The sequence below is a fragment of the Roseibium sp. HPY-6 genome (assembly GCF_040530035.1).
In the GTDB taxonomy this organism is placed as follows: Bacteria; Pseudomonadota; Alphaproteobacteria; order Rhizobiales; family Stappiaceae; genus Roseibium.
Map to the genome: position 1 here is coordinate 1,401,951 of NZ_JBEWCD010000002.1, position 25,597 is coordinate 1,427,547.

Annotated in this window: 27 protein-coding genes; 12 read left to right on the forward strand and 15 right to left on the reverse strand. The window is 56.8% G+C overall.

What is annotated here, in order from left to right; all coding sequences use genetic code 11:
- Window positions 1-55: 55 nt before the first annotated feature.
- Window positions 56-703 (forward strand): GntR family transcriptional regulator, encoded by a 648-nt coding sequence (locus ABVF61_RS17850; protein ID WP_353994885.1) that lies wholly within the window; start codon window positions 56-58, stop codon window positions 701-703.
- Window positions 704-762: 59 nt separating this feature from the next.
- Here the strand turns inward: ABVF61_RS17850 and ABVF61_RS17855 are convergent, their stop codons facing one another.
- Genes ABVF61_RS17855 through ABVF61_RS17865 form a run of 3 tightly spaced genes read right to left on the reverse strand, consistent with a single transcriptional unit; the run spans window position 763 to window position 5,085 of the window.
- Window positions 763-1,974 carry a mandelate racemase/muconate lactonizing enzyme family protein gene (locus ABVF61_RS17855; RefSeq protein ID WP_353994886.1) on the reverse strand — a complete coding sequence of 404 codons (1,212 nt, stop codon included), beginning with the start codon at window positions 1,972-1,974 and terminating at the stop codon, window positions 763-765.
- Window positions 1,975-1,984: 10 nt separating this feature from the next.
- Complete coding sequence (locus tag ABVF61_RS17860; protein WP_353994887.1) at window positions 1,985-3,472, reverse strand: aldehyde dehydrogenase family protein; 1,488 nt, start codon at window positions 3,470-3,472, stop codon at window positions 1,985-1,987.
- Window positions 3,469-5,085, reverse strand: coding sequence for a GMC family oxidoreductase (locus ABVF61_RS17865; RefSeq protein WP_353994888.1), 1,617 nt, complete (start codon window positions 5,083-5,085; stop codon window positions 3,469-3,471). The genes ABVF61_RS17860 and ABVF61_RS17865 overlap by 4 nt, the downstream gene beginning before the upstream one ends.
- A gap of 159 nt (window positions 5,086-5,244) precedes the next feature.
- Between ABVF61_RS17865 and ABVF61_RS17870 the strand changes: the two genes are divergently transcribed.
- On the forward strand, window positions 5,245-6,138 hold the full coding sequence (locus ABVF61_RS17870; protein ID WP_353994889.1) for a LysR family transcriptional regulator: 894 nt from the start codon (window positions 5,245-5,247) through the stop codon (window positions 6,136-6,138).
- Between the two features lie 29 nt (window positions 6,139-6,167).
- Here the strand turns inward: ABVF61_RS17870 and ABVF61_RS17875 are convergent, their stop codons facing one another.
- Entirely contained in the window at window positions 6,168-8,258 is a 2,091-nt protein-coding gene (locus ABVF61_RS17875) for a fatty acid cis/trans isomerase (RefSeq protein ID WP_353994890.1), read from the reverse strand.
- 299 nt (window positions 8,259-8,557) lie between these two features.
- Entirely contained in the window at window positions 8,558-8,788 is a 231-nt protein-coding gene (locus tag ABVF61_RS17880) for a hypothetical protein (protein ID WP_353994891.1), read from the reverse strand.
- 220 nt (window positions 8,789-9,008) lie between these two features.
- Here ABVF61_RS17880 and ABVF61_RS17885 point away from each other — a divergent pair, with 220 nt between their 5' ends.
- Together ABVF61_RS17885 and ABVF61_RS17890 are read left to right on the forward strand one after the other, a co-directional pair.
- A complete protein-coding gene (locus ABVF61_RS17885) occupies window positions 9,009-10,334 on the forward strand; it encodes an NAD(P)/FAD-dependent oxidoreductase (RefSeq protein ID WP_353994892.1) in 1,326 nt (441 codons plus the stop codon).
- A gap of 1 nt (window position 10,335) precedes the next feature.
- Window positions 10,336-11,658, forward strand: coding sequence for an NAD(P)/FAD-dependent oxidoreductase (locus ABVF61_RS17890; protein ID WP_353994893.1), 1,323 nt, complete (start codon window positions 10,336-10,338; stop codon window positions 11,656-11,658).
- Between the two features lie 46 nt (window positions 11,659-11,704).
- Here ABVF61_RS17890 and ABVF61_RS17895 read toward each other — a convergent pair whose 3' ends face one another.
- The gene (locus ABVF61_RS17895; RefSeq protein WP_353994894.1) at window positions 11,705-12,100 is read right to left on the reverse strand and encodes a hypothetical protein; all 396 of its coding nucleotides are present in this window, start codon (window positions 12,098-12,100) and stop codon (window positions 11,705-11,707) included.
- A gap of 255 nt (window positions 12,101-12,355) precedes the next feature.
- Between ABVF61_RS17895 and ABVF61_RS17900 the strand changes: the two genes are divergently transcribed.
- Window positions 12,356-12,865 carry a ClbS/DfsB family four-helix bundle protein gene (locus tag ABVF61_RS17900; protein WP_353994895.1) on the forward strand — a complete coding sequence of 170 codons (510 nt, stop codon included), beginning with the start codon at window positions 12,356-12,358 and terminating at the stop codon, window positions 12,863-12,865.
- Window positions 12,866-12,875: 10 nt separating this feature from the next.
- On the forward strand, window positions 12,876-13,391 hold the full coding sequence (locus ABVF61_RS17905) for a GNAT family N-acetyltransferase (protein ID WP_353994896.1): 516 nt from the start codon (window positions 12,876-12,878) through the stop codon (window positions 13,389-13,391).
- Between the two features lie 45 nt (window positions 13,392-13,436).
- On the opposite strand, the gene ABVF61_RS17910 is transcribed toward ABVF61_RS17905, so the two are convergent.
- The 3 genes from ABVF61_RS17910 to ABVF61_RS17920 are packed head-to-tail and all read right to left on the reverse strand — an operon-like array spanning window position 13,437 to window position 14,979.
- Window positions 13,437-14,123 (reverse strand): GNAT family N-acetyltransferase, encoded by a 687-nt coding sequence (locus tag ABVF61_RS17910; protein WP_353994897.1) that lies wholly within the window; start codon window positions 14,121-14,123, stop codon window positions 13,437-13,439.
- Window positions 14,120-14,452 (reverse strand): antibiotic biosynthesis monooxygenase family protein, encoded by a 333-nt coding sequence (locus ABVF61_RS17915; protein ID WP_353994898.1) that lies wholly within the window; start codon window positions 14,450-14,452, stop codon window positions 14,120-14,122. Before ABVF61_RS17915 ends, ABVF61_RS17910 begins: the two co-directional genes overlap by 4 nt.
- Entirely contained in the window at window positions 14,449-14,979 is a 531-nt protein-coding gene (locus tag ABVF61_RS17920; RefSeq protein ID WP_353994899.1) for a MarR family winged helix-turn-helix transcriptional regulator, read from the reverse strand. The genes ABVF61_RS17915 and ABVF61_RS17920 overlap by 4 nt, the downstream gene beginning before the upstream one ends.
- A gap of 90 nt (window positions 14,980-15,069) precedes the next feature.
- On the opposite strand from ABVF61_RS17920, the gene ABVF61_RS17925 reads away from it, so the two are divergent.
- Together ABVF61_RS17925 and ABVF61_RS17930 are read left to right on the forward strand one after the other, a co-directional pair.
- Entirely contained in the window at window positions 15,070-15,432 is a 363-nt protein-coding gene (locus tag ABVF61_RS17925) for an ArsR/SmtB family transcription factor (protein WP_353994900.1), read from the forward strand.
- Window position 15,433: 1 nt separating this feature from the next.
- Window positions 15,434-15,925, forward strand: a complete 492-nt coding sequence (locus tag ABVF61_RS17930; protein ID WP_353994901.1) for an SRPBCC family protein — start codon at window positions 15,434-15,436, stop codon at window positions 15,923-15,925.
- 180 nt (window positions 15,926-16,105) lie between these two features.
- On the opposite strand, the gene ABVF61_RS17935 is transcribed toward ABVF61_RS17930, so the two are convergent.
- Window positions 16,106-17,080, reverse strand: coding sequence for a DnaJ C-terminal domain-containing protein (locus ABVF61_RS17935; RefSeq protein ID WP_353994902.1), 975 nt, complete (start codon window positions 17,078-17,080; stop codon window positions 16,106-16,108).
- A 201-nt stretch (window positions 17,081-17,281) separates the two neighbouring features.
- A complete protein-coding gene (locus tag ABVF61_RS17940) occupies window positions 17,282-17,749 on the reverse strand; it encodes an RT0821/Lpp0805 family surface protein (protein ID WP_353994903.1) in 468 nt (155 codons plus the stop codon).
- An 80-nt stretch (window positions 17,750-17,829) separates the two neighbouring features.
- Here ABVF61_RS17940 and pdxH point away from each other — a divergent pair, with 80 nt between their 5' ends.
- Window positions 17,830-18,465 (forward strand): pyridoxamine 5'-phosphate oxidase, encoded by a 636-nt coding sequence (gene pdxH, locus ABVF61_RS17945; RefSeq protein ID WP_353994904.1) that lies wholly within the window; start codon window positions 17,830-17,832, stop codon window positions 18,463-18,465.
- A gap of 28 nt (window positions 18,466-18,493) precedes the next feature.
- Here pdxH and ABVF61_RS17950 read toward each other — a convergent pair whose 3' ends face one another.
- The 3 genes from ABVF61_RS17950 to ABVF61_RS17960 all read right to left on the reverse strand — a co-directional run bounded on the left by ABVF61_RS17950 (window position 18,494) and on the right by ABVF61_RS17960 (window position 20,721).
- A complete protein-coding gene (locus ABVF61_RS17950) occupies window positions 18,494-19,468 on the reverse strand; it encodes a magnesium transporter CorA family protein (protein WP_353994905.1) in 975 nt (324 codons plus the stop codon).
- Window positions 19,469-19,899: 431 nt separating this feature from the next.
- Window positions 19,900-20,043, reverse strand: a complete 144-nt coding sequence (locus ABVF61_RS17955; protein ID WP_353994906.1) for a hypothetical protein — start codon at window positions 20,041-20,043, stop codon at window positions 19,900-19,902.
- Window positions 20,044-20,343: 300 nt separating this feature from the next.
- Window positions 20,344-20,721 carry a hypothetical protein gene (locus tag ABVF61_RS17960; RefSeq protein ID WP_353994907.1) on the reverse strand — a complete coding sequence of 126 codons (378 nt, stop codon included), beginning with the start codon at window positions 20,719-20,721 and terminating at the stop codon, window positions 20,344-20,346.
- Window positions 20,722-20,974: 253 nt separating this feature from the next.
- On the opposite strand from ABVF61_RS17960, the gene ABVF61_RS17965 reads away from it, so the two are divergent.
- Window positions 20,975-21,961: a DUF1499 domain-containing protein gene (locus ABVF61_RS17965; RefSeq protein ID WP_353994908.1), complete on the forward strand. Its 987-nt coding sequence runs from the start codon at window positions 20,975-20,977 to the stop codon at window positions 21,959-21,961.
- Between the two features lie 41 nt (window positions 21,962-22,002).
- On the opposite strand, the gene ABVF61_RS17970 is transcribed toward ABVF61_RS17965, so the two are convergent.
- On the reverse strand, window positions 22,003-22,914 hold the full coding sequence (locus ABVF61_RS17970; RefSeq protein ID WP_353994909.1) for an MBL fold metallo-hydrolase: 912 nt from the start codon (window positions 22,912-22,914) through the stop codon (window positions 22,003-22,005).
- Window positions 22,915-23,231: 317 nt separating this feature from the next.
- Between ABVF61_RS17970 and ABVF61_RS17975 the strand changes: the two genes are divergently transcribed.
- Window positions 23,232-23,708 carry an SRPBCC family protein gene (locus tag ABVF61_RS17975; RefSeq protein WP_353994910.1) on the forward strand — a complete coding sequence of 159 codons (477 nt, stop codon included), beginning with the start codon at window positions 23,232-23,234 and terminating at the stop codon, window positions 23,706-23,708.
- Between the two features lie 185 nt (window positions 23,709-23,893).
- Entirely contained in the window at window positions 23,894-25,243 is a 1,350-nt protein-coding gene (locus ABVF61_RS17980; RefSeq protein WP_353994911.1) for an ATP-binding protein, read from the forward strand.
- Window positions 25,244-25,597: the final 354 nt, after the last annotated feature.

Below are 25,597 nucleotides of genomic sequence, written 5' to 3' on the forward strand. Positions count from 1 at the left end.
CGACATGCAAGGCGTCGCAAGCTAAAAGGGGATGGAAATCAAAGGATTGATGCTGATGGCCCGCGTTGCCGACCAACTGATCGAAACCTTGCGGAACGACATACGCTCCGGTGTCCTGCGCCCGGGAGACCAACTGGAAGAAGCGGCTCTGGCGGAGCGGTTCGGTGTTTCGCGAACGCCTGTTCGGGAAGCTGTTCGCTCTCTGGTCGACAGCGGGTTATTGGAAACCAAGCCGCGTAAGGGTGCCCTCGTCAGGGTGCTGTCGGCGAAGGAACTCATTGATCTGTTTGAAGTCGCCGCCGAGCTGGAGGGCATGGCATGCCGTCTGGCCGCGGAACGGCTGACTGCCGACAAGGCCGCCGCGCTCGAGGATGCCCTGCACTTCTGCCGCACGGCCGCCGAGGCAAATGACCAGGACGGTTATGCAAAGGCCAATCTTGCGTTTCACCAGGCCATTCACAATGCGGCGGGAAACAACAGGCTGATTGAGCAGATCGAACAGCTAGCAGGTCATATCAACCCGTACCGCGCCATGCCTTTCCAGATGCGTGGTCGGCTGCAGAAATCGACCGAAGAGCATGCCTCTATTGCGGAAGCGATCCTTAAAAACACCGGGACGCAAGCCGACGAACTGATGCGCGATCACATGATGCTGCAGGGACAGCGGTTACCCATGATCCTGGAAGCCATAGAGCCCAGATAGGTTGTCCAGCTGACATCTCTTGCTCGAGTGAAGCGAGGTTACTTCAGCAAAGCACTCGATCAAAGCGGATCGGCCGGGCTTTCCTGCAATCCGAGATGCAGTTCATCGCCCTCATAAGGGTGTGCCCGCGCGACATCTTCGTTCAGCTCATGCCCCAGGCCCGGTGCGCCAGACGGGATAACATACCCGTCTTCCCAGCGGATGGGGTTCTTCAGGAGCTCGGCGTAGAACCCATCGAATGTGCGGATGGATTCCAGGACGAGGAAATTCGGGCTGCAAGTGGCGAGCTGGATATTGGCGAGTGCCACCAGCGGGCCGCAGTAAAGATGCGGGGCGACCTGCGCGGAGTGGCACTCCGCCATGGCGGCGATTTTCTTGGCTTCAAGCAGGCCACCGACACGGCCCAAATTCATCTGCAGAATGCTCGCGGCACCGGTTTCCAGAACGCGTGAGAACTCGTATTTCGTGCAGAGCCGCTCACCCGTGGCCACCGGGATGGACGTGTAGCGGGCAACCTCCGCCATGTCCTCCGGTTTTTCCGGCGGGATCGGTTCTTCGAACCAGAGCGGATCGTAGGCCTCAAGCCGGCGCGCCATGCGCTTCGCACCGGAAACGGTAAACTGCCCGTGGGTGCCGAAAAGGAGATCGGCCTTGTCGCCGACAGCCTCCCGAATTGTGCGGCAGAAGGCTTCGGAACGGGTCAGGTCTTCAAGGCTCGGCTGATGCCCATCATAGATCGTGTAAGCGCCCGCCGGATCGAATTTGACGGCCGTAAAACCCTGTTCGACCGCCTTGATCGCTGCCTCAGCCGCCATGCCGGGATCGTTGTAGACATTGGGTGTGTCCGGGTCGGGATAGACATCACCGTCAAGCGGATAGAGGTATGTGTAGGATCGCAGCCGCTCGTGCACCTTGCCGCCAAGGAGCTCGTAGGCGGGTTTGCCCGCAGCCTTGCCGATAATGTCCCAGCAGGCCATCTCCAGCCCGGAGAGAACGCCCATGACCGAAACATCGGGCCGCTGCGTGTATCCGGCGCCATAGGTTTTATGCCAGAGCTTTTCGATATGATGCGGGTCTTCGCCTTCAAACTGCCGTTGAAACACGTCTTTCGCCATCTCGGCGACCAGATGAGGCCCGAACGTGGCGTTGTAGATTTCGCCATAGCCGGTAATACCGCATAGGGTGACCAGCTTCACGAAAATGAAGTAGCGCCCGCCATGGCGCGGCGGAGGATTTCCGACAACAAAGGTCTCGATTTGGGCGAGTTTCATGAAAGGGTTCTTAGCTCGCGTTGCTGATGGTGATCGACTTTACCTTGGTATAGGCGTCAAGTCCCTCCCAACCCTTCTCGCGGCCGTATCCGGACTTCTTGTTGCCACCGAAGGGAAGTTCCAGGCCGCCGGCCCAGTAGTCGTTGATCGAAACCTGACCGCAATCCATGGCTGACGCGACCCGCATGGCCCTGCCGACATCTTGCGTGTAGACGCTCGCGATGAGGCCGAATTCCGTTCCATTGGCCAACTGGATAGCCTCGTCCTCGCTCTCGAAATTCTGAACTGACAAGACGGGTCCGAAGATCTCATCCTGCACAGCGGGATCGTTGGCGGCAAGGTCGGCGATGACGGTCGGCTGAAAGAACCAGCCTTTGCCGGTGTCCGCGTCCACGGTAACGTCCCCGCCTGTCAGCAGATTTGCACCGCGTGATTTTGCTGCATCAACATGGGCCTTGATACGCGACAGGTGCAGCTGCGAATTGATGGCGCCCATGTCAGGGGCCGTCAGGCCGTGCGCAGGCCTGATTGATTTGGCGCGCTCGGTGAGAATTGAAAGCACATCGTCGCGGATCGTCTTGTGCAGGATCAGACGGGATCCTGCGGAACAGATCTGCCCGGAATTGGAAAAGATCGCCCAGTAGGCGCCGTCGGCGACTTTTTCGGGATCCGCGTCACCAAAGGCGATCAGCGGAGACTTGCCTCCAAGTTCAAGGGTCAGACGCGTGACATTGGGCGCAGCCATTTGAGCAACATTGACGCCGGTTGATACGGAACCGGTAAAGGTTAGCTGCTTGATACGTGGGTCGCGCGCCATTTGCGCGCCGACATCCGAGCCAAGACCTGTTACGACATTCACTAGTCCTTCCGGGACACCGGCCTCGCATAGAAGTTCGGCCATGATCAACGCTGTGAAGGGTGTTGTTTCGGCGGGCTTGGCAACGACGGAACATCCTGCGGCGAGTGCTGGGGCGACACCGCGCGCGAAGGTCGATGTCGGATAGTTCCAGGGTATGATATGCCCTGTTACGCCCACCGGTTCGCGTACGGTGAAAGCGGTGTAGGCGGGGCCGAGATTGACAGACCTGCCGTCCAGCTTATCGGCGGCACCAGCGTAATACTCGAAGAGCCGCGCGGAGGACTGAACGTCACCTGCTGCTTCTGCGAGGGTCTTGCCGCTATCGACCACCTCGATAACTGCAAGTCGGTCAGCATTCTCGCGAAAAAGACGGGCGACATTGTTGAGGATCCTGCAACGCTTGCCGGGTGGCACCAGACGCCAATTCGCAGCAGCTTTCTCTGCCGTCGCGACGGCGTGGTCCATGTCCTTACTCTCGCCGAGTGAGAACTCCGCAAACGCCTCCGCGCGGCCTGGATCAAAGCTCTCCATTTTCCGGTTTGATGGCGGCGTGACCCTTCCGTTTATGAAATGGCCGTTCGGTAGATTATCCAGCCATCCGGTCTTCAGATAATCCTGGGCGATGTCCTCAGCGGTCATGATGTGGCTCGTTTCCGGTCTTGCAGGATGATGTCTGCCCCTTTGAGGGCAAGCATCATCGTCGGTGCGTTGGTGTTGCCTGATGTGATGTTTGGAAAAGCTGATGCGTCGACGACCCTGAGGCCCTTGATGCCGTGAACACGCAGGCGGCTGTCGGTCACGGTCGTATCCCGGTTTTCGCCCATACGGCAGGTGGAAACCGGATGATAGACTGTGCTGGCGCGCGCGCGGAAATCTGCGAGAAGTTCGCTGTCGTCAAGGGATCCAAGATGCGGGGCGACCGATGCTTCCACGACGGAGCGCATCGCATTGCTGGCCATGATTTTTTGGCAGAGCCTGCCACCGTCAACGACGGCGCGCCGGTCTTCTTCGGTCGAAAGTGAATTCGGCTGTATTGACGGCGAAACGGTGCCGTCTGCGCTTTTGATATCGACCCGCCCGCGGCTCGTCGGGCGCGTCGGCTGCGCGCAGATAATGAACCCGTCGAACGGATCAAGAGCCATCTTCGCCGTTTTGCCCTTGGCCATCATGCGATAGCTGATTGGGTTGAAATAAAGCTGCTGATCCGGTTGGTTCAAACCGGGGCGTGATCGCAAGAAGCCGCCGCATTGGTTCACCGAAAGGGCGAGGGGGCCCGTGCGCGAAAAGGCGTATTGCAGGGCGGCAGTGGCCTGGCCTGCAAGCGGGCGCAGGACTGAGTTGAGTGTCGCTTCCCTTGCACGAAACGTGTAGCTCGCCGTGAGATGATCCTGGAGATTGCCACCGACATTGTCATTTGCAAAAAGAACCGGGATTCCGAGGCCTTGCAACAACTGGCCGGGACCGACACCGGAGATCTGGAGGAGCTGTGGTGAACCGATCGCACCTGCAGCCAGAACGACCTCGTTTGAGGCAGTGATCGTTTCGCCGCTTGTGAGTTCGACGCCGACCGCTGTCACCCCGTCAAAAAGAATGCGCTTGACCTGAGCTTCGGTACGCACGGAAAGGTTGGCGCGCGCCATGGCCGGACGCAGGAATGCCCGCGCGGATGAACAGCGCTCACCCCGTCGCGTGTTGATGTGGTAGATGGCGCCGCCCTCGGGGCGGTCTCCGTTGATGTCGTCTGTTTGCGGGAGGCCTGTCTCGTCAAGCGCGGCGAAAAAATGTCTGTTCAGTCGATGGATCTGTTCAGACGTGTTCTGAACGTGGATCGGACCGCTGCCGTGTTCTTCGCCGGAGGGTGATACCTTTGTTTCAAGGTGCTCGAAGATCGGTTTGACATCGCGCCAGCCCCAACCCTCAGCACCGGAAGCCTCCCAGTCGTCATAGTCCTCCGTCAGACCCCGGCAATAAACCATGGCATTTATGGATCCTGAACCGCCGAGAAGACGACCGCGCGGCCAGGAAATGCTGCGCCCGTTGAGGCCGTCGTCGGGCTCGGTTGTGAATTGCCAGGTGTGCCTCGGACTGGAGATGAGTTTGCTGTAGCCAAGGGGCAGGCGAACCCAGGGTGACGAGTCGGCACTGCCGGCCTCAAGCAGCAACACTCTGATCCCTTGGTCCGCGCTCAAACGCTCCGCCAGAACGCAGCCCGCGGATCCGGCGCCCACGATGATGTAGTCAACGTTTTGCATTCAGCATAATGCCCGCCACATGATTTTCACCGCGAAGTTTCACCGAGTTTGCAGAAACTTTGAAGTGAAAAAAAATTTGGTATGACTTCGAAAAATTTTGCAGGATGTACCTGTCAAAAAATAGAAAAATCTCCGAGTTCACACAAGCTGGTTGACCTGATGACATACAGTCTTCCTCCCTTGCCCTGGCTCCGGGCCTTCGAAGCTGCCGCGCGGCTGGGAAACTTCACGCGCGCGGCCGAGGAACTCCTCATCACGCCGGCCGCTGTCAGTTACCAGGTGCGGCAGCTGGAACAGAAGCTGGGATTTCCGCTATTCGATCGGGTTCATCGGGAGCTCGTCCTCACCCGCCTTGGCCAAACCTACCTGCCGAGTGTCGAGAAGGCCTTTTCGGACCTTTCAATCGCGACTGTTTCGGTCTTTGGCGAAAGGCACCAGCAGCCGGTACGCTTCCGCTGCCTGAACAGCTTCAGCCATTTATGGATGATACCGCGCCTGAGATCCTTCCAGCAGGTGCATCCGGGCATTGACCTGCAGATGATTTCAGCTTCCTGGGCGGAAAAACTGCATCCGGACCTCTTCGAGATAGACATAAGGTTCGGAGACGGCACCTGGACCGACGGGCGGGTCACGTTTCTCCTGAACGATCCGATCATCCCCGTGTGCCACCCTGACCTTGTTTTCGCACAAGGAGAGAAAGACCTTTCGGCACTGGCCAAGGCACCCCGTCTCGATATCATGGGGGTGATTGACACGTGGGAAAGCTTCTTCCGCACATTCGGCCATCCCGTTCCGCAAAGGACCGGCCTTCAGGTGGACCAAACGCTTTCCGCGCTTGAACTTGCTGCTCTTGGCCACGGCCATGCATTGGTCCTGCAAACCCTTGCAAAGCCTTATCTCGACGCCGGTCGTCTGGTGCGCGCCTCAAACAGAAAAATCAAAAGCCGCCACAGTCATTACCTGGTGACTTCGGCACCGGTCGAAGCGCTCGGACCCGACGCCCGCATCTTTTGTGATTGGCTGATCAGCGAACTGGGTCGAGATGCCGGCTGAGAATGTTCCGGTTCCGGTTCTGCGGTCGGTTAGTCGACGGAGAACGTGAATTCAAAAAGCCTTTCAATCGGATCAAGGGGTTTCGGATCGTTGTATCGATTGAGATCAAGAAGCCCGGCCTGGATCGCGTTTTGAGCGTTCAGCGACGCTTGGATCAGGTCAAAGGTCTGCCAGAATGTCTGGTCAGTTCTGCGCACTCCATAGCGCTCGACAACGGCAAGGAAGTCCTGTTGGCTCCGGATTGCACGCACGTCCTGAACGAAGTTTGCGACATCCTCGGCGCTCATCCGGAAGACGAAGTTCGGATAACTGCTGAACTGGCCGGGTACAATGGTGAGTTCGTCCTTTTCGGGCTCCCGGCGCAGATCCTCGTTGAAGATGAATGCAACATTGCTATGCGCCATGTCGTGGGCAAGCGTAAAGACTTCGTACGATCCGGCTCTATCGGCGATCAGAATCGAGATGTCCGGCAAGAACTTCGCGAAAGGTGCGGGGCTCCCGCTGAGAGATCTAAGCTCGCCCGCGACGCTCTGTTCGTTGGCGCAATCGCTGCCATTGCACCGGTTAATCGGATCGCTGACCGGCCAAAGCCTTGGTGCGATTTTTAGCTGCTCTTCCAAAAACTCAGCCTTCGGATTGTCGGTGCGATACGCGATGCCTGAGGGCGTAGTGACGTCGATCGGGCTTTCTTTCCAGAGATCTATCAGATTTGCCAGCGGCCCCCGGTACCAGCTGTCATGCAAAGCGTCACGCATGTCGGCAGGCAGGAAATAGAGGAACATGCGTTCACCTTCGCGGCGAAGGTTGTCCATGTACATTCTTGTGGTGAGCTGATGCTCGACATTGCCGAAGACATCAAATCCGGCAACAAGGTCATAGTAGATCCGCTCGAATAGCGGAAAATCGATCACCCAGGCGGTTTTGGGGACCGTACCCTCGTATCCCGTGACGACCGACGCAGACGAGAAATTTCGATAGATCGTAAGGCGCGCGTCCTTGTTGTTTCCCTCACCATCCCAAATGTCGGAATATCCAAGACCTCCCTCTGCCAGAGCTCTTTCCGCATATCGTTTCTGGCGGAACGCCTGATACTTGATCGGGCTCACCAGAAGAAAACTCTTCAGCCGTTCGGTGATCTTGTCATCAGAAACCGCGACGGGCAGTTCCAGGATCGGGATAGCTTCTTGGAGGTAGCTTGGATCGGTCACGGAAAGGTCCGTGTCAGGATCGAGAAACGATACCCAGAAGCGATCCTGAATCACATTGACCGCGACCTGGCCGTAACAGACGGGACCGCGAATGAACGTGCGCACGAAATAAAGCGCGTCATCGAGAAGAAACTGATAGCGGCTTCGCGCCGGGATCGCCCGGAACGTGGACAGAGGGTTTCCGCCGGCTTGTCTGGAATAAGGAGGAAGCTCGTCAAGAGACCAGTCGTCGGCCAGAAAGAGCTCCTCGTAGCGTTTGAGACGCTTGCTGCCGATTGGGTAGACAATGTGTTCCTTGTGCAGGATGGTGCCGTCGAGCGGAATGAGCCGATAGAAAAACGGCCCGCCCGGATCATCGAAGGGCCGCCTGGAAGGGATTTCATCAGCTGGTTGGCCTGGCGCGGTTCGCGAGCGGATTAGGCGAAAAAAGCGCCTCGGGCCGCCTCCCTCAAGATGCAGATGCGCCAGGAAGAGATGCTCGTAGATATACCGCGCAACCAGTCTGGACTTTGGGTCTGCGGCGTTGAAGAAAGCTTCAATCCGGGCGACTTCGGCCAGCGCGTTCTCCGGAAGCGGTGTGGTTTCGGTCGGAGACGGTGCGCCATCCGAGGCCCATGCCTGAAGCTTGAGATAGTCTGCGTCTGGCAGTGGCGCTGTCCCGAACGGCATTCCGCCATAGGGATGATCAGTGAGATAGTCGGTGACTTCGGTCGGGGACGGGCAGCTGTTGCGCCGCAGAGGACTGAGGTTGATGTCGTCCGGCAGTGCAGCCCCCAATGTGAATTTCTGATTGCGTCCCGCTTCGAGCAATGCCTTGAGCACGGACGGAGAACCATCTGTACCTGTAACCGGGAAAAATCCCTTTTGGCGCCATTCGGGCACTGTTTTGGCGTCGATCCCGAGGCGGGTCATCGGTGCGTCTTCAAGACGGGAAGAGTCGTACACCCTGGCTTTGGTCGCTCCGCGAAGCCATCCGTCCGGTGAAGACAGTTTTAGCTGGCAAGGAGCATCGTAACAGCCATGGCAGACGACGCAGCGTTTGTTGAGTGTCTCTTGTACCGATGACAGGTTCGGACTTGGCCTATCGCTTGCCGGGGAACTCTCGATACCGGCCGCGAGACACAACAGCAGCAGAATCGCGAACGGGAGTATCCTCTCCAAGACGAGCATTGCAGAAAATCGAGTAACGCTATCCCGTTGCATGACTTCGGCTATTCCTCGCTTTCGTCCATCCTTGGCCGCGTCTGCCGGGTCGGGTCATCCGGACCTTTGTAGGCAAACAAGTAGCTCCATCCGGCATAGAGCGTGATCGCTCCAATGAAAATCGCCCAGCCCGGATTGCCGAGCGCGTATTCCATTATTGTCCAGCCGCCGCAAAATACGACAAGCGCGACACGCCGCCACAAAGGGTCGAGCCAGGGGTGTTCCGTGGGACCTAACACAGTTTTGCCTTCCTTTTGGGTCATCTGAATTTGAACATGTCACGGGTCACGCGCAGGCTGTCAAGGGTGCCGGTTAATGCAGGGTGAGTTGCAAGGGCTTGCAAAATCAAGCAAAAACTTCCTCGCAGAGAGTTGACTTCACCTTGAATCAAGCGCTTGAACGATAGATGGTGACGCTTCAGGTCACGACGCGTGTATTCAAAGGAGCCGGCGAGCCGCGATGCTGACAGCGCTAGATCTCCTGACGGCGAACGATACGCCTGGTCGGCACGCCCCTTCCTATTATGCTGCAACGGCAAACTGGACCACGTCGCACACTCCATTGGGCGGGCAGCACACCTGCCAGGTTTGCATTGTCGGAGGCGGGTATACAGGCCTTTCGGCCGCACTGCATCTGGCGGAACGCGGGCTTGACGTGATCCTTCTCGAAGCCAACAGGGTCGGTTGGGGCGCGTCGGGACGCAATGGGGGGCAGGTTGGGTCAGGGCAACGGGTTGAACAAACAGTTCTGGAAGAGCGGCACGGCGTGGCGCATGCGAAGCTCCTCTGGGACCTGGCCGAACAGTCCAAGGATCTGGTCAGGGACCTGGTTTCGCGGCACGCTATCGCATGTGATTTCACGCCAGGAATCCTTCACGCGGATCACCGAAAGTCCTACCTGGAGGAAAGCCGGGATTATGTGGAGCATCTGCACCTCAACTACGGCTACGAAGACATTCGTTTCGTCGGCCCGGATGAAATAAAGGACCATGTCGGCAGTCCCCGTTATTTTGGCGGTTCGCTCGACATGGGTGCCGGCCATCTTCATCCCCTCAATTTTGCGCTTGGTCTCGGACGGGCCGCCGAGGCAGCCGGTGCGCGGATCTTCGAAGAAACGACCGTCTCCTCGGTGCGCGGCAAGGGCAGCGGCAAGATTACCGTTGCGACCGGCCAAGGCGAGGTTTCTGCGGATCATTTGATCCTGGCCTGCAACGGATATCTCGGACGGCTCGACCGGGAGACTGCCGCACATGTCATGCCGATTAACAATTACATCGTTGCGACGGAGCCTTTCTCCGAAAACGAGGCAGGGGATCTGATCGCGAACAATGCCGCGGTCGCCGACAGCAAGTTCGTGATCAATTATTTCCGTCTTTCTGCGGACCGCCGCCTTTTGTTCGGCGGTGGCGAGAATTACGGATATCGTTTTCCCGATGACATCAAGTCGTTCGTTCGGGCTCCCATGTTGGAGATCTTTCCGCAGCTGAAAGATGCTCGTATTGACTATGGCTGGGGTGGGACACTGGCGATCACACCCAAACGTATGCCCTTCTTCAAAAGGCTTGCGCCAAACATGCTGACGGCGACGGGCTATTCGGGTCATGGGGTCGCGATGGCGACCCTCGGTGGACAGATCCTGGCGGAAGCCGTTGCGGGAACCGCCGGCCGTTTCGATGTCTTCGAGAAGTTGAACATTCCCGCGTTTCCCGGCGGCGACCGGCTGCGGTTTCCGATTCTTGTTCTGGCGATGACCTGGTTTTCTCTGCGCGACAGGCTTGGGATCTGACATGCTGCAGCAGAACAAGATCCCCCGCACAACAATCGGCAGCTATTGGGAAGCAAGCGTCGGGAATGTGCGCTCAGACCGTCAGCTCATGGGCAATGCACTCTTTGAGGTTGCGGTTATCGGCGCAGGCTTTGCAGGTTTGAGCGCTGCTCTCAAACTGGCGCAAAGCGGTGTATCCGTATGCATTCTGGAGGCGGAACATGTCGGCTTCGGCGCGTCGGGCCGCAACGGCGGCTTCTGTTGCCTTGGGGGAACCAAGCTCGATACAAGTCAGCTGGTCCGAAGGTTTGGACTGGATGAAGCCCGAAAGTTTATGGCTTACCAGGTCGCCGGCATTAATCTGGTCGCACAACGGCTTAAAGACTGGAATATCGACGCCGATTGTCACTCGAACGGCGAGATCTATCTGGCCCATCGCCCCAGGGATCTGAGCAGCCTCGGCGATGAAGCCGTATTTCTGAAAGACAATTTTGGTGTCAAGGCGCGTGTACTTTCAAAGGCGGATCTCAACGGCGAGGGTTATGGCGGTCCGGGGTTCCACGGCGGCCTTCACGTGCCATATGGTTTTGCCCTCAATCCAATGAAGTATGTGCTGGCGCTCGGCGATGAAGTGCGCCGCGCCGGGGCACGGATTTTCGGCAAGTCACCGGTCACAGGGCTCAGCCTCGACGGCGACCGCTGGCGGCTTGAAACAGAACAAGGTTTTGTGCGCGCGAAAAAGGTCGTGCTTGCGGGAAACGGTTATGCCAGGGAAAACGTTCCGAACTGGTTGTACGGACGGACACTGCCGGTAATGTCGTCCATTCAGGTCACGCGGCCGCTGAGCGCGAATGAGTTGTCTGATCAGGGCTGGACCGCGGACACAATGGCCGCCGATACCAGAATTTTGCTTCATTACTTTCGATTGCTGCCGGATCGCCGTTTCCTGTTCGGGACGCGCGGCGGCATCTTCGATAACGCGCCATCGCTCGCGGCGATGCGAAAACGGGCCCGCAGCGATTTCGAAGCGATGTTCCCGGCCTGGGCACATGTCGAGGCGGATTTCAGCTGGCACGGCAATGTCTGCATTGCGCGTTCACTAACGCCTTTCGTCGGCGAGGTGCCGGGCATGGAGGGCATTTACGCTGCCATGGGCTGGCACGGCAGCGGTGTCGCGATGGCGTCCATTTCAGGAGAAAAGCTGGCGGGTTTGATAACCGGTTCTTTGAAACGGCAGGACCTGCCCGCACCGCTTCAAGCGCCGCTTCGCAAGTTTCCTCTGCCTGCGTTCCGCAAGCTCTTTCTCCAGGGCGCTTACTGGTTCTACGACTGGCAGGACAGATAAACTTTGTTCACTCAGCGATCAAACACGGACCCGCGCGCCGTGCAGCCTACTTTACCTCGATAACGTATTTATGGGCCACGTTCCTGATCTTGGCAGAACCATAGTCATACATGTCCATGGTGAACCTGATCCGAAAGACGTCCTTGCCGCGGAAGCCTCTGTTGGGCTTGTACACCACGACGGTTCCCTTCACGGGCCTGCCTGCGCAGCGGCCGGCCTTTTCGCTGAGTTTGGTGTTGATCTGCTGAAAGGAGACGCTGCCGTTTTCGGGCTCTTTGGTCACTTTAATCTGCGGGGTCACGCCACTTTCACATTCGGGGCCATAGGTTCCGTGAAGACCCACCGCCGACGATTTGTTCGCTGGTATGGTCTGACGGATTGTGTCGGCAAAACTGAAGGAGGAAAAGAGTGAGAGAATTATCAGGCCAAATAGAATACGCATTGTCTAACCTAGTCATTTTTATCAGGTGTAGATTGGCTAGGAGATGCGCTCAAAGATTGCAATATCTATATGCGACGCAAATCAAATTGTCTCAGCGTGTTGCCGGATTGCAACCCTTGATAGGTTGTTCGGGTGTTTGAGGGCAATGCGTTCAATCCCCTGGGACGCTAGGTATTTTCTGGGAAAGACTTTGTCAGAAATCAATGCCGGGATGTTTGAATTTCGCTCCAGTGCAAGGTGCCTGGAGGGTTTGATATGGCAGCACAGTCGAAACAAGAGCTTTTGTCGCTGACCGAAAAAGAGTTCTCGAAACTGGAACTCCTTTTGGAAAAGCTCCCCGTTGCTTTGCAGCTGGAAACAGACGGCGAAGGCATCTCGCCGAAAGACATCGTCGCGCACCGTGCCCACTGGATTGAATTGTTCATGGGCTGGTATGAAGACGGCCAACTGGGCAAGACAGTCTATTTCCCGGCAAAGGGATACAAGTGGAACGAGACGAAGCGGTACAACGCAGACCTCAGAAAACAGCAGGCGGACATGAACTGGCTGCAGGCAGTCGAGTTTCTGAAACAGAGCCACGAAGCTCTACTCGGTCTGATCGAGAAGTTGTCAGATCACGATCTTTATGCCGGGCCCATGAAAGGCGCGAACAATGCGTGGACGAGCGGGCGTTGGGCGGAAGCTTCAGGGCCGAGCCATTACCGTTCGGCTGCGAAATATCTGCGGCAAAGGCTACGGGAGTTTGAGAAAAAGGGCGCGGCTTAGTCAGGAAAAAATGGCGGAGCAGCATCGTATTTTCATCTCCAAAATCAATGCCGCGCGCGTGAATGGTCTCAGATCCTTTCTGCGGGCGAGTTGGTGGGAGACCTACCAAGCCGAGCTTGGGCAGGACCTGACAAAAAGACTTGTTGAGACTTTGGCAAGCGAGGATATCGGCGGCTTGCTTCCGTGTAACGGAGAGACGGCTTTCGTTGCGGAACATCAAGACAGTGTTTGCGGATGTTGTATGTCGGCGTCACGGAAAAATGTGACTTATCTGTGGGGGCTCTATGTTCTGCGTGACTTCCAGAAAATGGGCCTCGGTCAGAGGTTGCTGAGGGATGCAATTCTTGAACATGATCGGGCAAACAGTGCTCAGCTTACAGTTCTAAAGAGCAGCACAGAAGCGGTGCAGTTCTATAAAGCCATGTGCTTTAAAACCCAGTGTGAGACACAGTTCGAAATCCTCCCGGGACTTTTGCTTCCTGCCATTCAGATGTCCGCTCGGGCGTACGAAATCACTCGTAAGTAGCTCGATCGCACCTTGCGCGGCGCTAATTAAGCGTTTCACCTCGCTTCAGGATCCACGGCTGACAACGGCGACATTCACCTCGTCCCAGATTTCAAATCCTAGCTTGCGGTAAAGCGCTATTGCACCGTGGTTGTCCGCATAAGCATGAAGAAAGGGCGTATCTCCGCGCGCTCGGATCTCAGAGGCAATCTGAAGGGTGAGGGCGCTTGCGAGGCCCTTGCCCTGATGGTCAGGATGGGTGCAAAGTCCACTGATTTCCGTGAAGCCCTTAAGGTTCAGCCGTGTTCCGCCCATGGCAGCCAGCCGCCCGTCGAGTTTGACACCAAGGAACGTACCGAGTTCAGGTGTCCGGCTGGTAAAGGGGCCGGGCTTGGTCAGTTCCGCAAGCGTGAGCATCTCGGGTATGTCGCTATCTGAGAGTGCGGAAATCTCGAAATCATGTGTCTTCGCTGTCGTCGCAACACGCTCTGTCATGAGGACCCCCAGCGCGGTTTTTTCGGCAACGAGCGTGTCGGGCAGCCGGATCTGTTCCGCCTGAAGCAGGAACACCGGCGCATCGTTCGGCGCGATCAGGTCCGCCAACGCGTCCAGGGCGCCGGCTGAATTGTCTTTCGACGCGGCAAAAGGCGAGATCTCCGGATCAAATCGCCTCGCGCGCGCGCCGCCAATTGAAATCCGGCTTTGCCGCGACGTAAGTGCCGACCAGACAACGCGGTTCAAAGGATTGTTCATGACTTCATTTCCAAGTGTTCGCTTGAAGTCAGATATTCGTAGTGTTTCGCGACCTGATCCCAGCGGCTCAGCACCTGTTGGGCCACCTCCGGCACATGGCTGCGCTCATAATCAGGACCCTGAAAGGCGATAATGTCGTCGATCGAACGGAACCGCATGATCGTCATGAATTCCACTTCGTCGGCATGCGAACGGCGCAAGACTTCAATGCCAAGGTAGCCTTGTGTCGACATGGCTTCGATGCCGGGGATGACCGAACCGGTCAGAACCTGAATATAGCGGTCGGCATTCTCAGGGGTCGTCCATCCGCGCCAGATACGCTTGATCATACATCTTTCTCCATTTCCCGTGTCAGCACCGCCCAGTTCGGGCTGTCGCTTTGAGAGCAGCGCTTCTTGAGAGGCACGTCCTCAAGCGCCTCTTCCAGTTGGGAGAGTTGCTGCAGGAGTGAGCCGTTCAAGTCGGAACACGCATCTTTCACGGCAACCATGATCTGTGGCCAGAAGGTCTCCTGCAGATGGTGAACCAGGGCTTCACCTGTTTTCGTCAGGGCTATTCTGTTGATGCGCCGATCGGTTTCGTCCGCGTGCCCCACGACTAGACCGGCCGTCCTGAGGCTGTTCACCATCCGCGTCACTCCGGGCTGGCTTTGTCCAAGCGCTTCCGCGATTTGCCCGATACTGAGTGGACCGTTCCGGTCAAGCGCTGCCAGGACAGGATTATGAGAAGCCGGCAAATCGGCGCCGGTGAGCTGAACACCGACCTCCTCGGTTTGTGCCTGCAGTTTTTCACCGATCCGTTTGAGCCGGCTTCCGAGCGTGCCGTAGCCAAGGGCCCGGACAACATCTTCAACCATGCCGCAACTCCTGTTATATAACAAGTTATATAACATGTTATTTAAATTGACAAGCTTGACAATCAGTGATTAGTATTTAACCATTAAGTTATGGAACAAGTTGGTTATATATCTGATCGATCCGGACTTGATGCAGTCTTTGCCGCCCTGTCCGATCCGACGCGGCGCGCAATCTTGACACGGCTGGCAGCAGGGGAGGCATCCGTTGCGGAAATCGCAGAGCCGTTCGACATGAGCCAGCCGGCTGTCTCGAAACATTTGAAGGTTCTGGAACGTGCCGGTCTGATAACGCGCGGTGCGGATCGCCAGCGGCGCCCGGCCCGGCTGAACGCCGGCCCGATGAAGGATGCGGTCGCGTGGCTGGAAGAGTTCAGAACGTTCTGGTCGTCGAGCTTTGATCAGCTCGACACGCTTCTTGAAGAGTTGAAAAACACGGACAAGCAGGAGAACTGACGTGTCATTGCCTGAGTACATTCTCGAAAGGCGTTTCAACGCGCCGCGTGACCTGGTCTGGAAAACCTGGACGGACCCGGATCTGCTCGCCCGCTGGTATGGACCCGGCGTCGAAACTGTCATTCACCAGCTTGATGTCAGACCTGGCGGGCTCTGGCTGAATGAAATGCGGTTCGGTGGTGGATCCCATTATCAGCGGGTTGAATATACCGAGGTCGTCGCGCCTGAAAGGCTCGTCTGGCTGCATTCCGTCTCGGATGCAGACTGGGAGGTCACGGCAAACCCGATGATGCCCGACTGGCCGCGCACGCTTCTGACAACGGTGACATTCACCCAGTCCGGCGACCAGACCGAGGTCCGGCTTGTCTGGACACCGCACGATGCAAGCGAAGCGGAGATCTCTTGTTTCGCCGGTGCGATCAGCGGCCTCGACAAGGGCTGGGGCAAGGGCATGGAGATGCTGGAAGAACTGCTGGCGGAATTGCAGAGCTGACAATGTGCGCTGTCCGGTCGACGGGCATACCCTCTCATCATTACATGAGCGGTCCCGGACTTGATCCGGGACCTTTGTCAACGCGGGGAAACGGCCCCGGCTCAAGGCCGGGGCGGCGAACCCTGACTGACAGCCTGAAAGCTGATAGGACATCTGAGGGGGCACTAAGCCGATTGCGGCTTAATCAAACTCCGGTCCACGCGCCCGGTAAGGTGTGATTTCCTTCCAGGCTTTCATCAAGGTGTCCAGCTCATTGTCGGCATGGGGCGCCATGATGATCTGCGGTTTCACCAGGAGATCGCCGTGCCCGCCATTCTTGGTTGGCAGACCTTTGCCCTTGAGACGCATGGCCTTCCCGCTGGAGGTGTTCGGCGGTATCGTCAGGTTCACCGCACCAGACAGCGTCGGCGTGCGGACCTTTGCACCGAGCACTGCCTCATAGAGCGTCAGTGGCAGATCCAGGTGAAGATCGGACCCTTTCACTTCGAAAAGCTTATGTGGCTTGATACGGACTTCGACCATCACGTCGCCGGCAGGCCCGCCGTTGTCACCCGGATGGCCCTGACCCTTCAGGCGGATTTTTTCGCCTTCTTCCAAACCTTTCGGCAAGGTGACATTGACGGTTTTGCCGCTTGGAAGTGTCACCTGCGTCTTGCCGGAATTGACGATGTCTTCGAGGGACACGCGGGCAACGATGTCCACGTTCTTGCCCTTGGTTTTCGGCGGTGCTTTCGTGCGCGCGCCGCCACCGCCAAACCCTGCGCCAGCACCAGGCCGGGATCCGGAGCGACCACCGAAGCCGCCGAAAATGTCATTCAGGATGTCATCGAAGCCACCCGAACCGCCATTTGAGCGAAAGCCCTGGGCACCGTTGCCCGTTCCGAAATCCTCAAAGCCGGAAAAACCTTCGAACCCTTTTGACTGGAAGCGCTGCTTGCCTTCCGCGTCAATCTCGCCGCGGTCGAACTGCGCCCGCTTGTCCTTATCGCCCACAATTTCGTAGGCCTGGTTCACTTCGGCAAATTGCTGTTGCGCCGCCGGATCGTCCTTGTTCTGATCCGGATGGTGTTTTTTGGCCAGCTTCCGAAAAGCCTTTTTAATGTCGCCCTCGCTGGCATTTTTTGCCACCCCGAGAACGCTGTAGGGATCTCGCATTCACATCACCAGGTATCTAAGATTTTCCAGCCCTTCACCTCACGCATAAACGCTCCGGACACATGACCTGCTCCGAAGCGCGCGTTTTCTCGAGGTAAACTTGACCGGACTTCTTGTCTATATCGGAACGAATTAACCGGATTTCCAGTCCTTCGCTCGAGATAGGCAGGTGCTTTGTTATGATTTGATTTGGCCGGGCGATCAAGCGTCGGCAACGCTGAGCGCTGTTACGGCGAACTTTTGGGTTATGTCTCTGCACGCCGTTCCGGAGTAGAGCCGGATGCCTGCGATGGTGTTCGCCGTGGTTTCGAACGACAGGCAACCTGTCTCGCCGAGGTTGTCGACATCGATCTTCGTAAGGGTACCTGAATTGCCGCTGATCGGATTAAGCCAGGACAACAGAACTTCCTGATCGGCCGCCGTCTCATTTGCGGACGGGGCGAATGTGTCCAGATTTTCTGCGATGACGGCGCGGTCGTCGGCGTCAACATCCGCATAGGCCTGGTCGGTGGGAGAAGGAATGGAGCCGGTAAGCACCGTAGGCGTCTCGACATTGTTGCTGCCGATAGGCACCGTCACCCGGGCGCATCCGGCAAGGCAGCATCCAAGCAGAAGAAGGAGGCCGACAAGAGACTGGATCTTGTTGCGCCTGACAGTATATGAACGCATACGATACACTCTACAGACAGCCCCCGTGCTGGCAGATTGTTGCCGTACTGCAGGCGGTCGAATTCTTCGACAGGTAACCTATGACAGACCTCAAGCATCCCCCCGAAGAGTTAACAAAAGGTGACTTTGCGGAGGTCAAGAAACCATTTGATCTTTTTTCTGAATGGTTTGAGGACGCCAAGGCCTCTGAACCGAACGACCCGAATGCCGTCGCGCTGGCAACGGTCGATGAAACCGGCCTGCCGAATGTGCGCATGGTTCTTCTGAAAGAAGTCGATGAGCGCGGCTTCGTTTTTTACACCAATTTCGAAAGTGCCAAGGGTGCCGAACTCCTGTCTTCGGGAAAGGCAGCCATGTGTTTTCACTGGAAGTCCCTGCGCCGTCAGGTGCGCATACGCGGCGCGGTTCATCAGGTCTCGAACGAGGAAGCTGACTCATATTACCAGTCAAGACCGCGCGGCAGCCGCATTGGCGCCTGGGCGTCGAAACAGTCGAGGCCGCTAGAAAGCCGATTTGCCCTGGAAAAGGAAGTCGCCAGGTTTACTGCCAAATTCGGCATTGGAGACATTCCGCGACCCGAATACTGGTCGGGAATGCGCCTTGTGCCGACATCGATCGAGTTTTGGCACGACCGGCCTTTCCGCTTGCACGACCGCATCGTGTTCAAACGGGAGGCCCCAGACGAGCCTTGGGAAAAGGACCGGCTTTATCCGTGAAGACCGCGTTTTTGCAACAGCGCGTGTTCTAAAGAAGCCGCTTCCAGCGGAAGAAGAGGAAAGTGGCGATTACCGACACCAGCATCATGCCAATCGAGAACAGAAACCCCTGTTCCCACTGCAGCTCAGGCATGTTCGTGAAATTCATCCCGTAGATCGAAGCGATGAGGGTCGGGGGCAGAAAGATGACACCGAGCACGGTGAAAATCTTCGAAATCTGGTTCTGCTCGAGGGTCACGAGACCCACGGTTGCATCGAGCAGGAACGCCAGCTTGTTGTCCAGGGCATCGGCGTGTTCCTTGATTGAGCGGATATCCCGGCCGTAGGTTTTAAGCTCCGTTCCCTGCTCCTCGCTCAAGCCAAGCCGCTTCGCATGCGTGTTCATGAACAAAAGGGCTCTGGAAAGGCTCGTGCACACATCGTGCATTTTGGCAACATGAAGCCCGATCTGGCCGAGTTGTTTGATCGCGATCTGGTAGCTCGCCGTTTTGCGCATGTTGAGGCCGTCGCCGAACACCTGCACCGCCAGTTCGTCGTAACGGGCAGATGCGCTTTCCATTTCATCGGCGCAGCGGTCCACGATAATGTCGAGCAGCGCATAGAAAACCGCCGGGCCCATGTGAGCAATCGTGGCGTCTGCCTGTACTTTTTTTGAAAGGATGGCGATCGAACGCGGTTCGCCATAGCGCACGGTGACCAGACGTTTTGAACTCAACACGAATGTGACGGAAGACAGGATGGGATCGAGCGTCCGTGTCGCCATTGGCATCTGAGTTGTCATGACAACGGCACCCGGCTCCACGTAAAGCCGCTCTGACGTCTCGATCGATGCGATTTCCTCCCGGGTTGGGATCTCTGCACCCATCAGCTTTTCGGCAGCTTTCTGTTCGTCTCTGGTGGGCGCAACGAGGTCGATCCAGACAGAAGTCGCCGGAAGCGGCGCGTCCGGTGCAAGTTCAATTCGTTCCAGGCCTTTGACGGATGGGCAGTAGGCAATGATCATGAGGCAAACTCCGCACAGTCGCATTGCACCGGAAGGGTCGGTTGCAGGTGACAAGAGCCTGATGAGAAGGCGAGTTTGGCATCTATTGCAAGAGGTTTTCGCGCGTACACGGGTCGCCGATCCTTTCGGCCCGGACGGTTAAGCTTGGCAGGACACGAACGAGAAAGCGGAGCGGGCAACGAAATGGGTGTGCCGGCTGATCGCGCTTTTAGCGGAAGCAAGGAGAGACCCCGGCCGCCGGGTCATGTATCCCAGCGGCAGGAAGCGTCTGCGGTATTCACAAGCGCTACGTTTTGCAAGGGTCTTTTCATCGCGGGCTCGTGTCGAGGCGATTGTGCAAGCGGCACAACGGATTGAGACACAAACTCACGCTGTGCTGGCCGCAGCCAACACGAACTCTTCAAATAATCAGTCCGCTCAGTCGCGGTAAATTACTTGTTTTTCTTCGTCGAGGCGCCTGCATTCTTGCACAGCGCTGCTGCATTCAAAGCAGCAATACCGACGGGCTTGTACTGGTTAATCAATTTGGCTCCAGCCGGTTCTTCTGATACCGGTTGGGACGATTGCTCAGACATTTTTCCAGGTCCGTTTGTTGTACCAGTCCCCGCTAACTGGCGATTTGGTGCGCGGTAAACTGCGGGCCGCGTGCATGTCGTGTCCAATTGCGGCATTCCAAGGGCGGGATCTTTAAAAATCGGATTTTTCCGCGATCATCCCGCAATCAGCATTGAAATCATGCGCTTCTTTAGCCGTCTCAGCCAGTCAATTTCTATAACAGGATGTAACCCAGGGGCAGCAAATTTGAAGTATTGCGTTAAGTAATTCGTAACGGTTTCATTTTTTGCTTGCTCATTCGGGGCCGCCAGGTTCCTACCTCACAGCAGATAGCTCGTGTAGGTGCGAGGCGGCTCGCCCTTGAATGCGCACAGGATTCCCTTCAGGCATCGCAAAAAGGTGAGCATTCCCGCCAAGGCAACGACAGCCAATCCGGCAAGTATCAGGAACGAAGACACGTCTGCTCCCAAGAGGATCATCAGACTTCCCATGCATCCGCCGATGACCATTACAGCAATTGTTGTGCGAATATAGTAGTAGTGGGCAAAAAAACGGTTTTCCGCGGGTTCGGAGAAGCTGATCGCGAAGTAAAGTGCAAACGGAGACAGGAAAAATGTTAAGATGAAAGCGTAGCACAAAATGATATTGCCAAAACCTGTTCCGAACAGACCACCGGTTCTCTTGTCCTTTTTCTGCACGCTTGGATCTCTTGGACAGTGGTTTTGAAACATGGATCGGGCGGGCGCTGGCTGATCAACGGATTGTTCTGTGGAATTCAGGTGTTCTGGCCGCGCACGCGACTCAGCGTGGCCATTTTGCCGACACCACGAATTTATTCTGACCAAGCAGTGGAAGTGAAGTTCATTTTTGACAATTTGTCTGTAAACGAAATAGATATCTGATTTGGCCGATCGCGGGCAGCGATGCGTTTGCGATGCAGGTTGGGAACACATGAAGCGATACGCGATCCACAAAACAGCTTCTGCGCCGGCAAGCCGAACAATAGGTTCGATCGCGCTTGCAATCGCTGTCACCGCGTTTCTTGCCAAGCGGGCAGGACTGGTGGATGCGGATGTTTTTGCGCTCTCGCTCGCGGGCGCTGGCGTGTTTGCTCTGATCGCGCTTTTGCTGGCGTTGGTCGCGTTTCACCGCATCTGGACCCTTGGCGGGCCTGGCATCCCGGCAGCGTTGACGGGATCGCTCTTTGCGATAATCGCCCTTTTCCCGCCAGCGTTGGTCGCAGGCATGCTGATTGCCAGTCCGGGCGCGAATGACATCACGACGGACAAGTTCGATCCGCCTGAGGTAAAACCGCAGACCGTTGCAACAGAACAGCCATTCTTGAGCTGGACGACGTCCCTGCTTGAGGAAAAAGTATGGCCTGTCGTATCGCAGTATACCGTGTCTGGAATACTTTCCAGGCTGGAACCGGGCCAGCGCGCTGCTGACATTGTGCCCAGGAGATACAGGATCGCGCCTGGCCGATTGCATGTTGCGGGCGCCAAGGCACTTGAAAACCTCAATTGGACTGTCGTTGATGAATTGCCGCCGGATCTGCTCGATGCGGCAACGCGTCTGCAGGCGGAAGGATCTACCCCTGTGCTGGGGCTGAAGTTCGATGTGGCCCTTCGAATTCGGCCCGACCGCGTGGGTGCTCTGCTGGATGTGCGATCCCGCTCCAGAACGCCCTTGCGGGATATGTCGACCAACGCCGGCCAGATCAGGACGGTGTTCGCCGAAATTGATCGTGTCTTGCTTGAGACTTACGGCGATATTGGACGTTTGTCGGTTGAAGAAAGCGACCTGGAAGAAACGCTCGAACCCGAGTTGATCGAAGCGCCGCAAGACCTCGTTCCATTGCCGGGGTTCAAGCCATACTTCGAAGAAGAGGCCGCGCCGGATACAGACGGTCCGGACATTTCCGATCTGGCCGGTTAGATCCATTTTGCATCCATCTTCGGGAAATTGGCAGCTTCGGCTTACGACCGCATGGTCTGGATCGAATATCGGGCTGAGAGCGACAGCTCGGGTGTCGAGGTAATGAGGGATCTCTTAGCAAGATCTTCAAGATGCGCAAAAACAGACAAACCTGCAGCGGGATGAAGTGACACATCTATATCCGCATAAAGCTCTGCCACAATTTCCGGGATCGACCAACTGCCCTTGGCAAGCAGTGCAAGAATGGAGGCCTCCCGCTGGAGGCGGTGCTGCTTGAGATCCTGGACATATGCCTTTGCGTCCGCAACCATTCCACCGTGCCCGGGATAGTAATTTGTCTCGGCCCTGGCGAGCAGCTTCTCGATTGACGTCATGTAGTCGCACATTGATCCGTCCGGCGGTGCAACAATCGACGTGGACCAACCCATGACATGGTCTGCGGACAGGAACAGATCCTCGCCTTGAAGGGCAAAGCAGAGATGGTTCGCCGTGTGTCCCGGCGTTTCAATGGTTTCAAGACTGAACTCGGCGCACTGGAGGATCTCGCCGTCCTGCAACTGGCGGTCGGGCCGATACTCCTTGTCACCGCTGCTGTCGAGCGGGTTGATTTCGTTCTCAAGAAGATCGCGCGCCGCCTTATGCGGGCCGCATCCAATGATAGGAGCGCCGGTTTCCTGTTTCAGCAACTTGGCACCCGGCGAGTGGTCCATGTGCGTGTGCGACACCAGGATCGCCTCAATCTTTGATCCTTCGCACGCCTTTGCGAGCGATCCGACGTGCTCCGGCAGAGCGGGCCCGGGGTCAAGGATCAAAATTGACCGCGTACCGAGCAGATACGTGTTGGTCCCCTTGAAAGTGAAGGGCCCCGGGTTTGGGGCCGTCAAGCGCCTGAACCCTGGAGAAAGCTCCACTGGAGTGCCGTAGTTGGGCTCAAAGTCGCGATCGTGTTTCATGCTTGCCATTTCAAGATGCCCGGGCGCGGCGAGACAGACCAGGAAGGTCTGGCCACCAGAACAAGCGGTCTGTGTACCGCCTTAGAACTTGCCGACTGCCAATGATATCGTCATGTATCTGACGTTTGAATCAGCTACGCAACACTCAATAAATCGAAAAGCATGCGCGCGCTTTGGTGTTCAATTTTCGTAATATGAAGAAATTTGCCGGTACACGAAAATGTCGGTGCGCCTGGCCAGCAGATCTTTGATGAGACTTCAGATAAAGTGACCTGGCAACAGACAATGCGAGGCAACGGGAACGTGGTGGGAAAAGCATGACGGATGATCAGGAATGCCGGTTCGACGTTTTGTTGAATTTACCGCGTGACCGGGCATTTTCGCTGTTCGTCGATAAGCTGGATTTGTGGTGGCGGTCGCCGTTTCACACACCGGGCGAAGGCCAGATCGATGCAGGTATTGAACCTTGCGTCGGCGGTAGCTGCTACGAGATAGACGGCAATGGAAGACGGCGCATTTGGGGAACCGTCCTGTCGATCGAACCACCGATTTATCTCCGGTTGGCATGGCAGATCTCCCAGGACGGGGAAGAAGTCGCCGATCCTCTGACGGCGAGCCGCGTTATGGTGAATTTTCGCGAAGCGGGCGAACAAACCCGGCTTGAAATCGTGCACAACGAATTTTTGCGCCACGGCGAAAAGGGCACGGAGTATCTTGATATGATGCGCCGGCAGGACGGGTGGCCGGAGATCATCGCTAATCTGAAGGCTGCGGCAGCAAATCCGGCCTCGTGACAGCACGGTTGAACCGGATCTAAGAAATTGGCACGTGTGTCGCCTGCCTGACATGCTTGCTGTGGTACTTCGACTGCAGCCCGCTTTCGATACCAGAATTTCGACCTTGCAAACTCTTAAGACGTCGAAATAGTGTCGGGTCAACGAGGCATAGCCCACAGGTTCCCTATATTGCGCGTAATTCCATGTCCTCATCTTCTTTAGATGAACCCACAGAGGCTCAGTCCGCCGCCTCACCCCTGACGAGAATAGGCGAAGCCCGCTGGGTGCTTTTGACGGCGCTCGCCGCTGCGGTCGCGGCCGTTGTTCTCTTTCAAGTGCCCTTCTGGCCGGCGGCGGGCGCAATGCTCGCGATGACCGCTGTTGCGGCGTTCATTCCCAGACGGTCTGCGAGCCGTCGTGTCAGGCTGAATACGCAGCGTGAAATGCGCCGTATGTGGCCCGGTACCGGAATGAAGATGACAGTCGATGCGCTGCCGACGCCGTGTTTCGTGGCGGACGGGCGCGGCATCACGCGTTATGTCAATGCACAGGCGTTGGCCACCTATGACGGCGTGAAACCGGGGGATCCGCTGTCTTTCTCCCTGCGTGCCCCCTCTCTGCTGGAGGCGTTTGACCGTGTGTGCAATTCTGGTGGCGCTGAACGGATCAGCTGGATTGAAAAAGTCCCGACCGAGACTTGGTACGAAGCTCACATTGCGCCCATCTACATGCCAGGTTCGAGTGCGCAGGGCCGCTCCAACCCGCTGCCTGATTTCATTCTTGTTGTTATTCAGGATCTGACCGAAAACCGGCGTCTGGAGCGCATGAGAACCGACTTCGTCGCAAACGCCAGCCATGAATTGCGCACGCCTCTTGCGTCTTTGACCGGCTTCATCGAGACCCTTCAGGGGCCTGCGCGCAACGATCCGGAGGCTCAGGACCGGTTCCTGTCGATCATGCTGGATCAGGCCGGACGAATGCGCCGGCTGATCGACGATATCCTGTCTTTGTCCAGGATCGAGCTGAAGGCGCATGTTCGCCCTGCTTCGATTGTCGATCTTGCTGAGATCATTCGTCATACGTCTGACGCACTGTCCCCGCTGGCCAGGGACATGGACGTGAAGATTCGCATCGATTTGCCTAAAACGGCCGTTCGGTTGAGAGGCGACAGGGATGAGCTTATACAGGTCGTTGAAAATCTGGTTGAAAACGCCCTGAAATACGGCAGCTCCGGAAACTTTGTCGATGTGGGTCTGAGTGCACAAGTGGATGATCTGAATGCTGCGTCGTGGGTGTTGTCTGTCCGTGATTATGGTGAGGGCATACCAAGCGAACATCTTCCGCGGCTCACGGAAAGATTTTACCGGGTGGACGTGGAATCAAGCCGTGCACTGAAGGGGACAGGCCTCGGACTCGCGATTGTAAAACACATCCTGACTCGGCATCGCGCACGTCTGGAGGTCGAGAGCGAGCCGGGTGAGGGAGCCACATTCAGGGTCCGTCTGCCTGCGCTCGAGCAATCCGACGAGCAGGAAGAAACAGCATCTGCATGACGAGCCGCAGTGAAGTGATCGTCTTGAAGGCTTGCCGTGAAACGCGATTGTTTTCTTCGCCAAGCGATTAAAACTGTTTCAAGAGACCGTTTGCCGAGAGATTGCCAAACCCTGTCACGGGATCTTGTTCTGAATATCTCTTTTGATGATCGGGAAGCGCCGGCGCAGTGTTCTGACAAGTGGAGCGTCCATTTCCTTTGATGCATGGCCGCAGCCTGAAGCGATCTGAACTAACTCGACGTCAGTGTGATTCCGCAACCTGCAACCGTTGCGTCAGTGTAACATTCATGCAGGCCCGACTTTGACACAAAACAGTCAAGAAAACAAAATTATCTATATTTTTCAATAATTTAA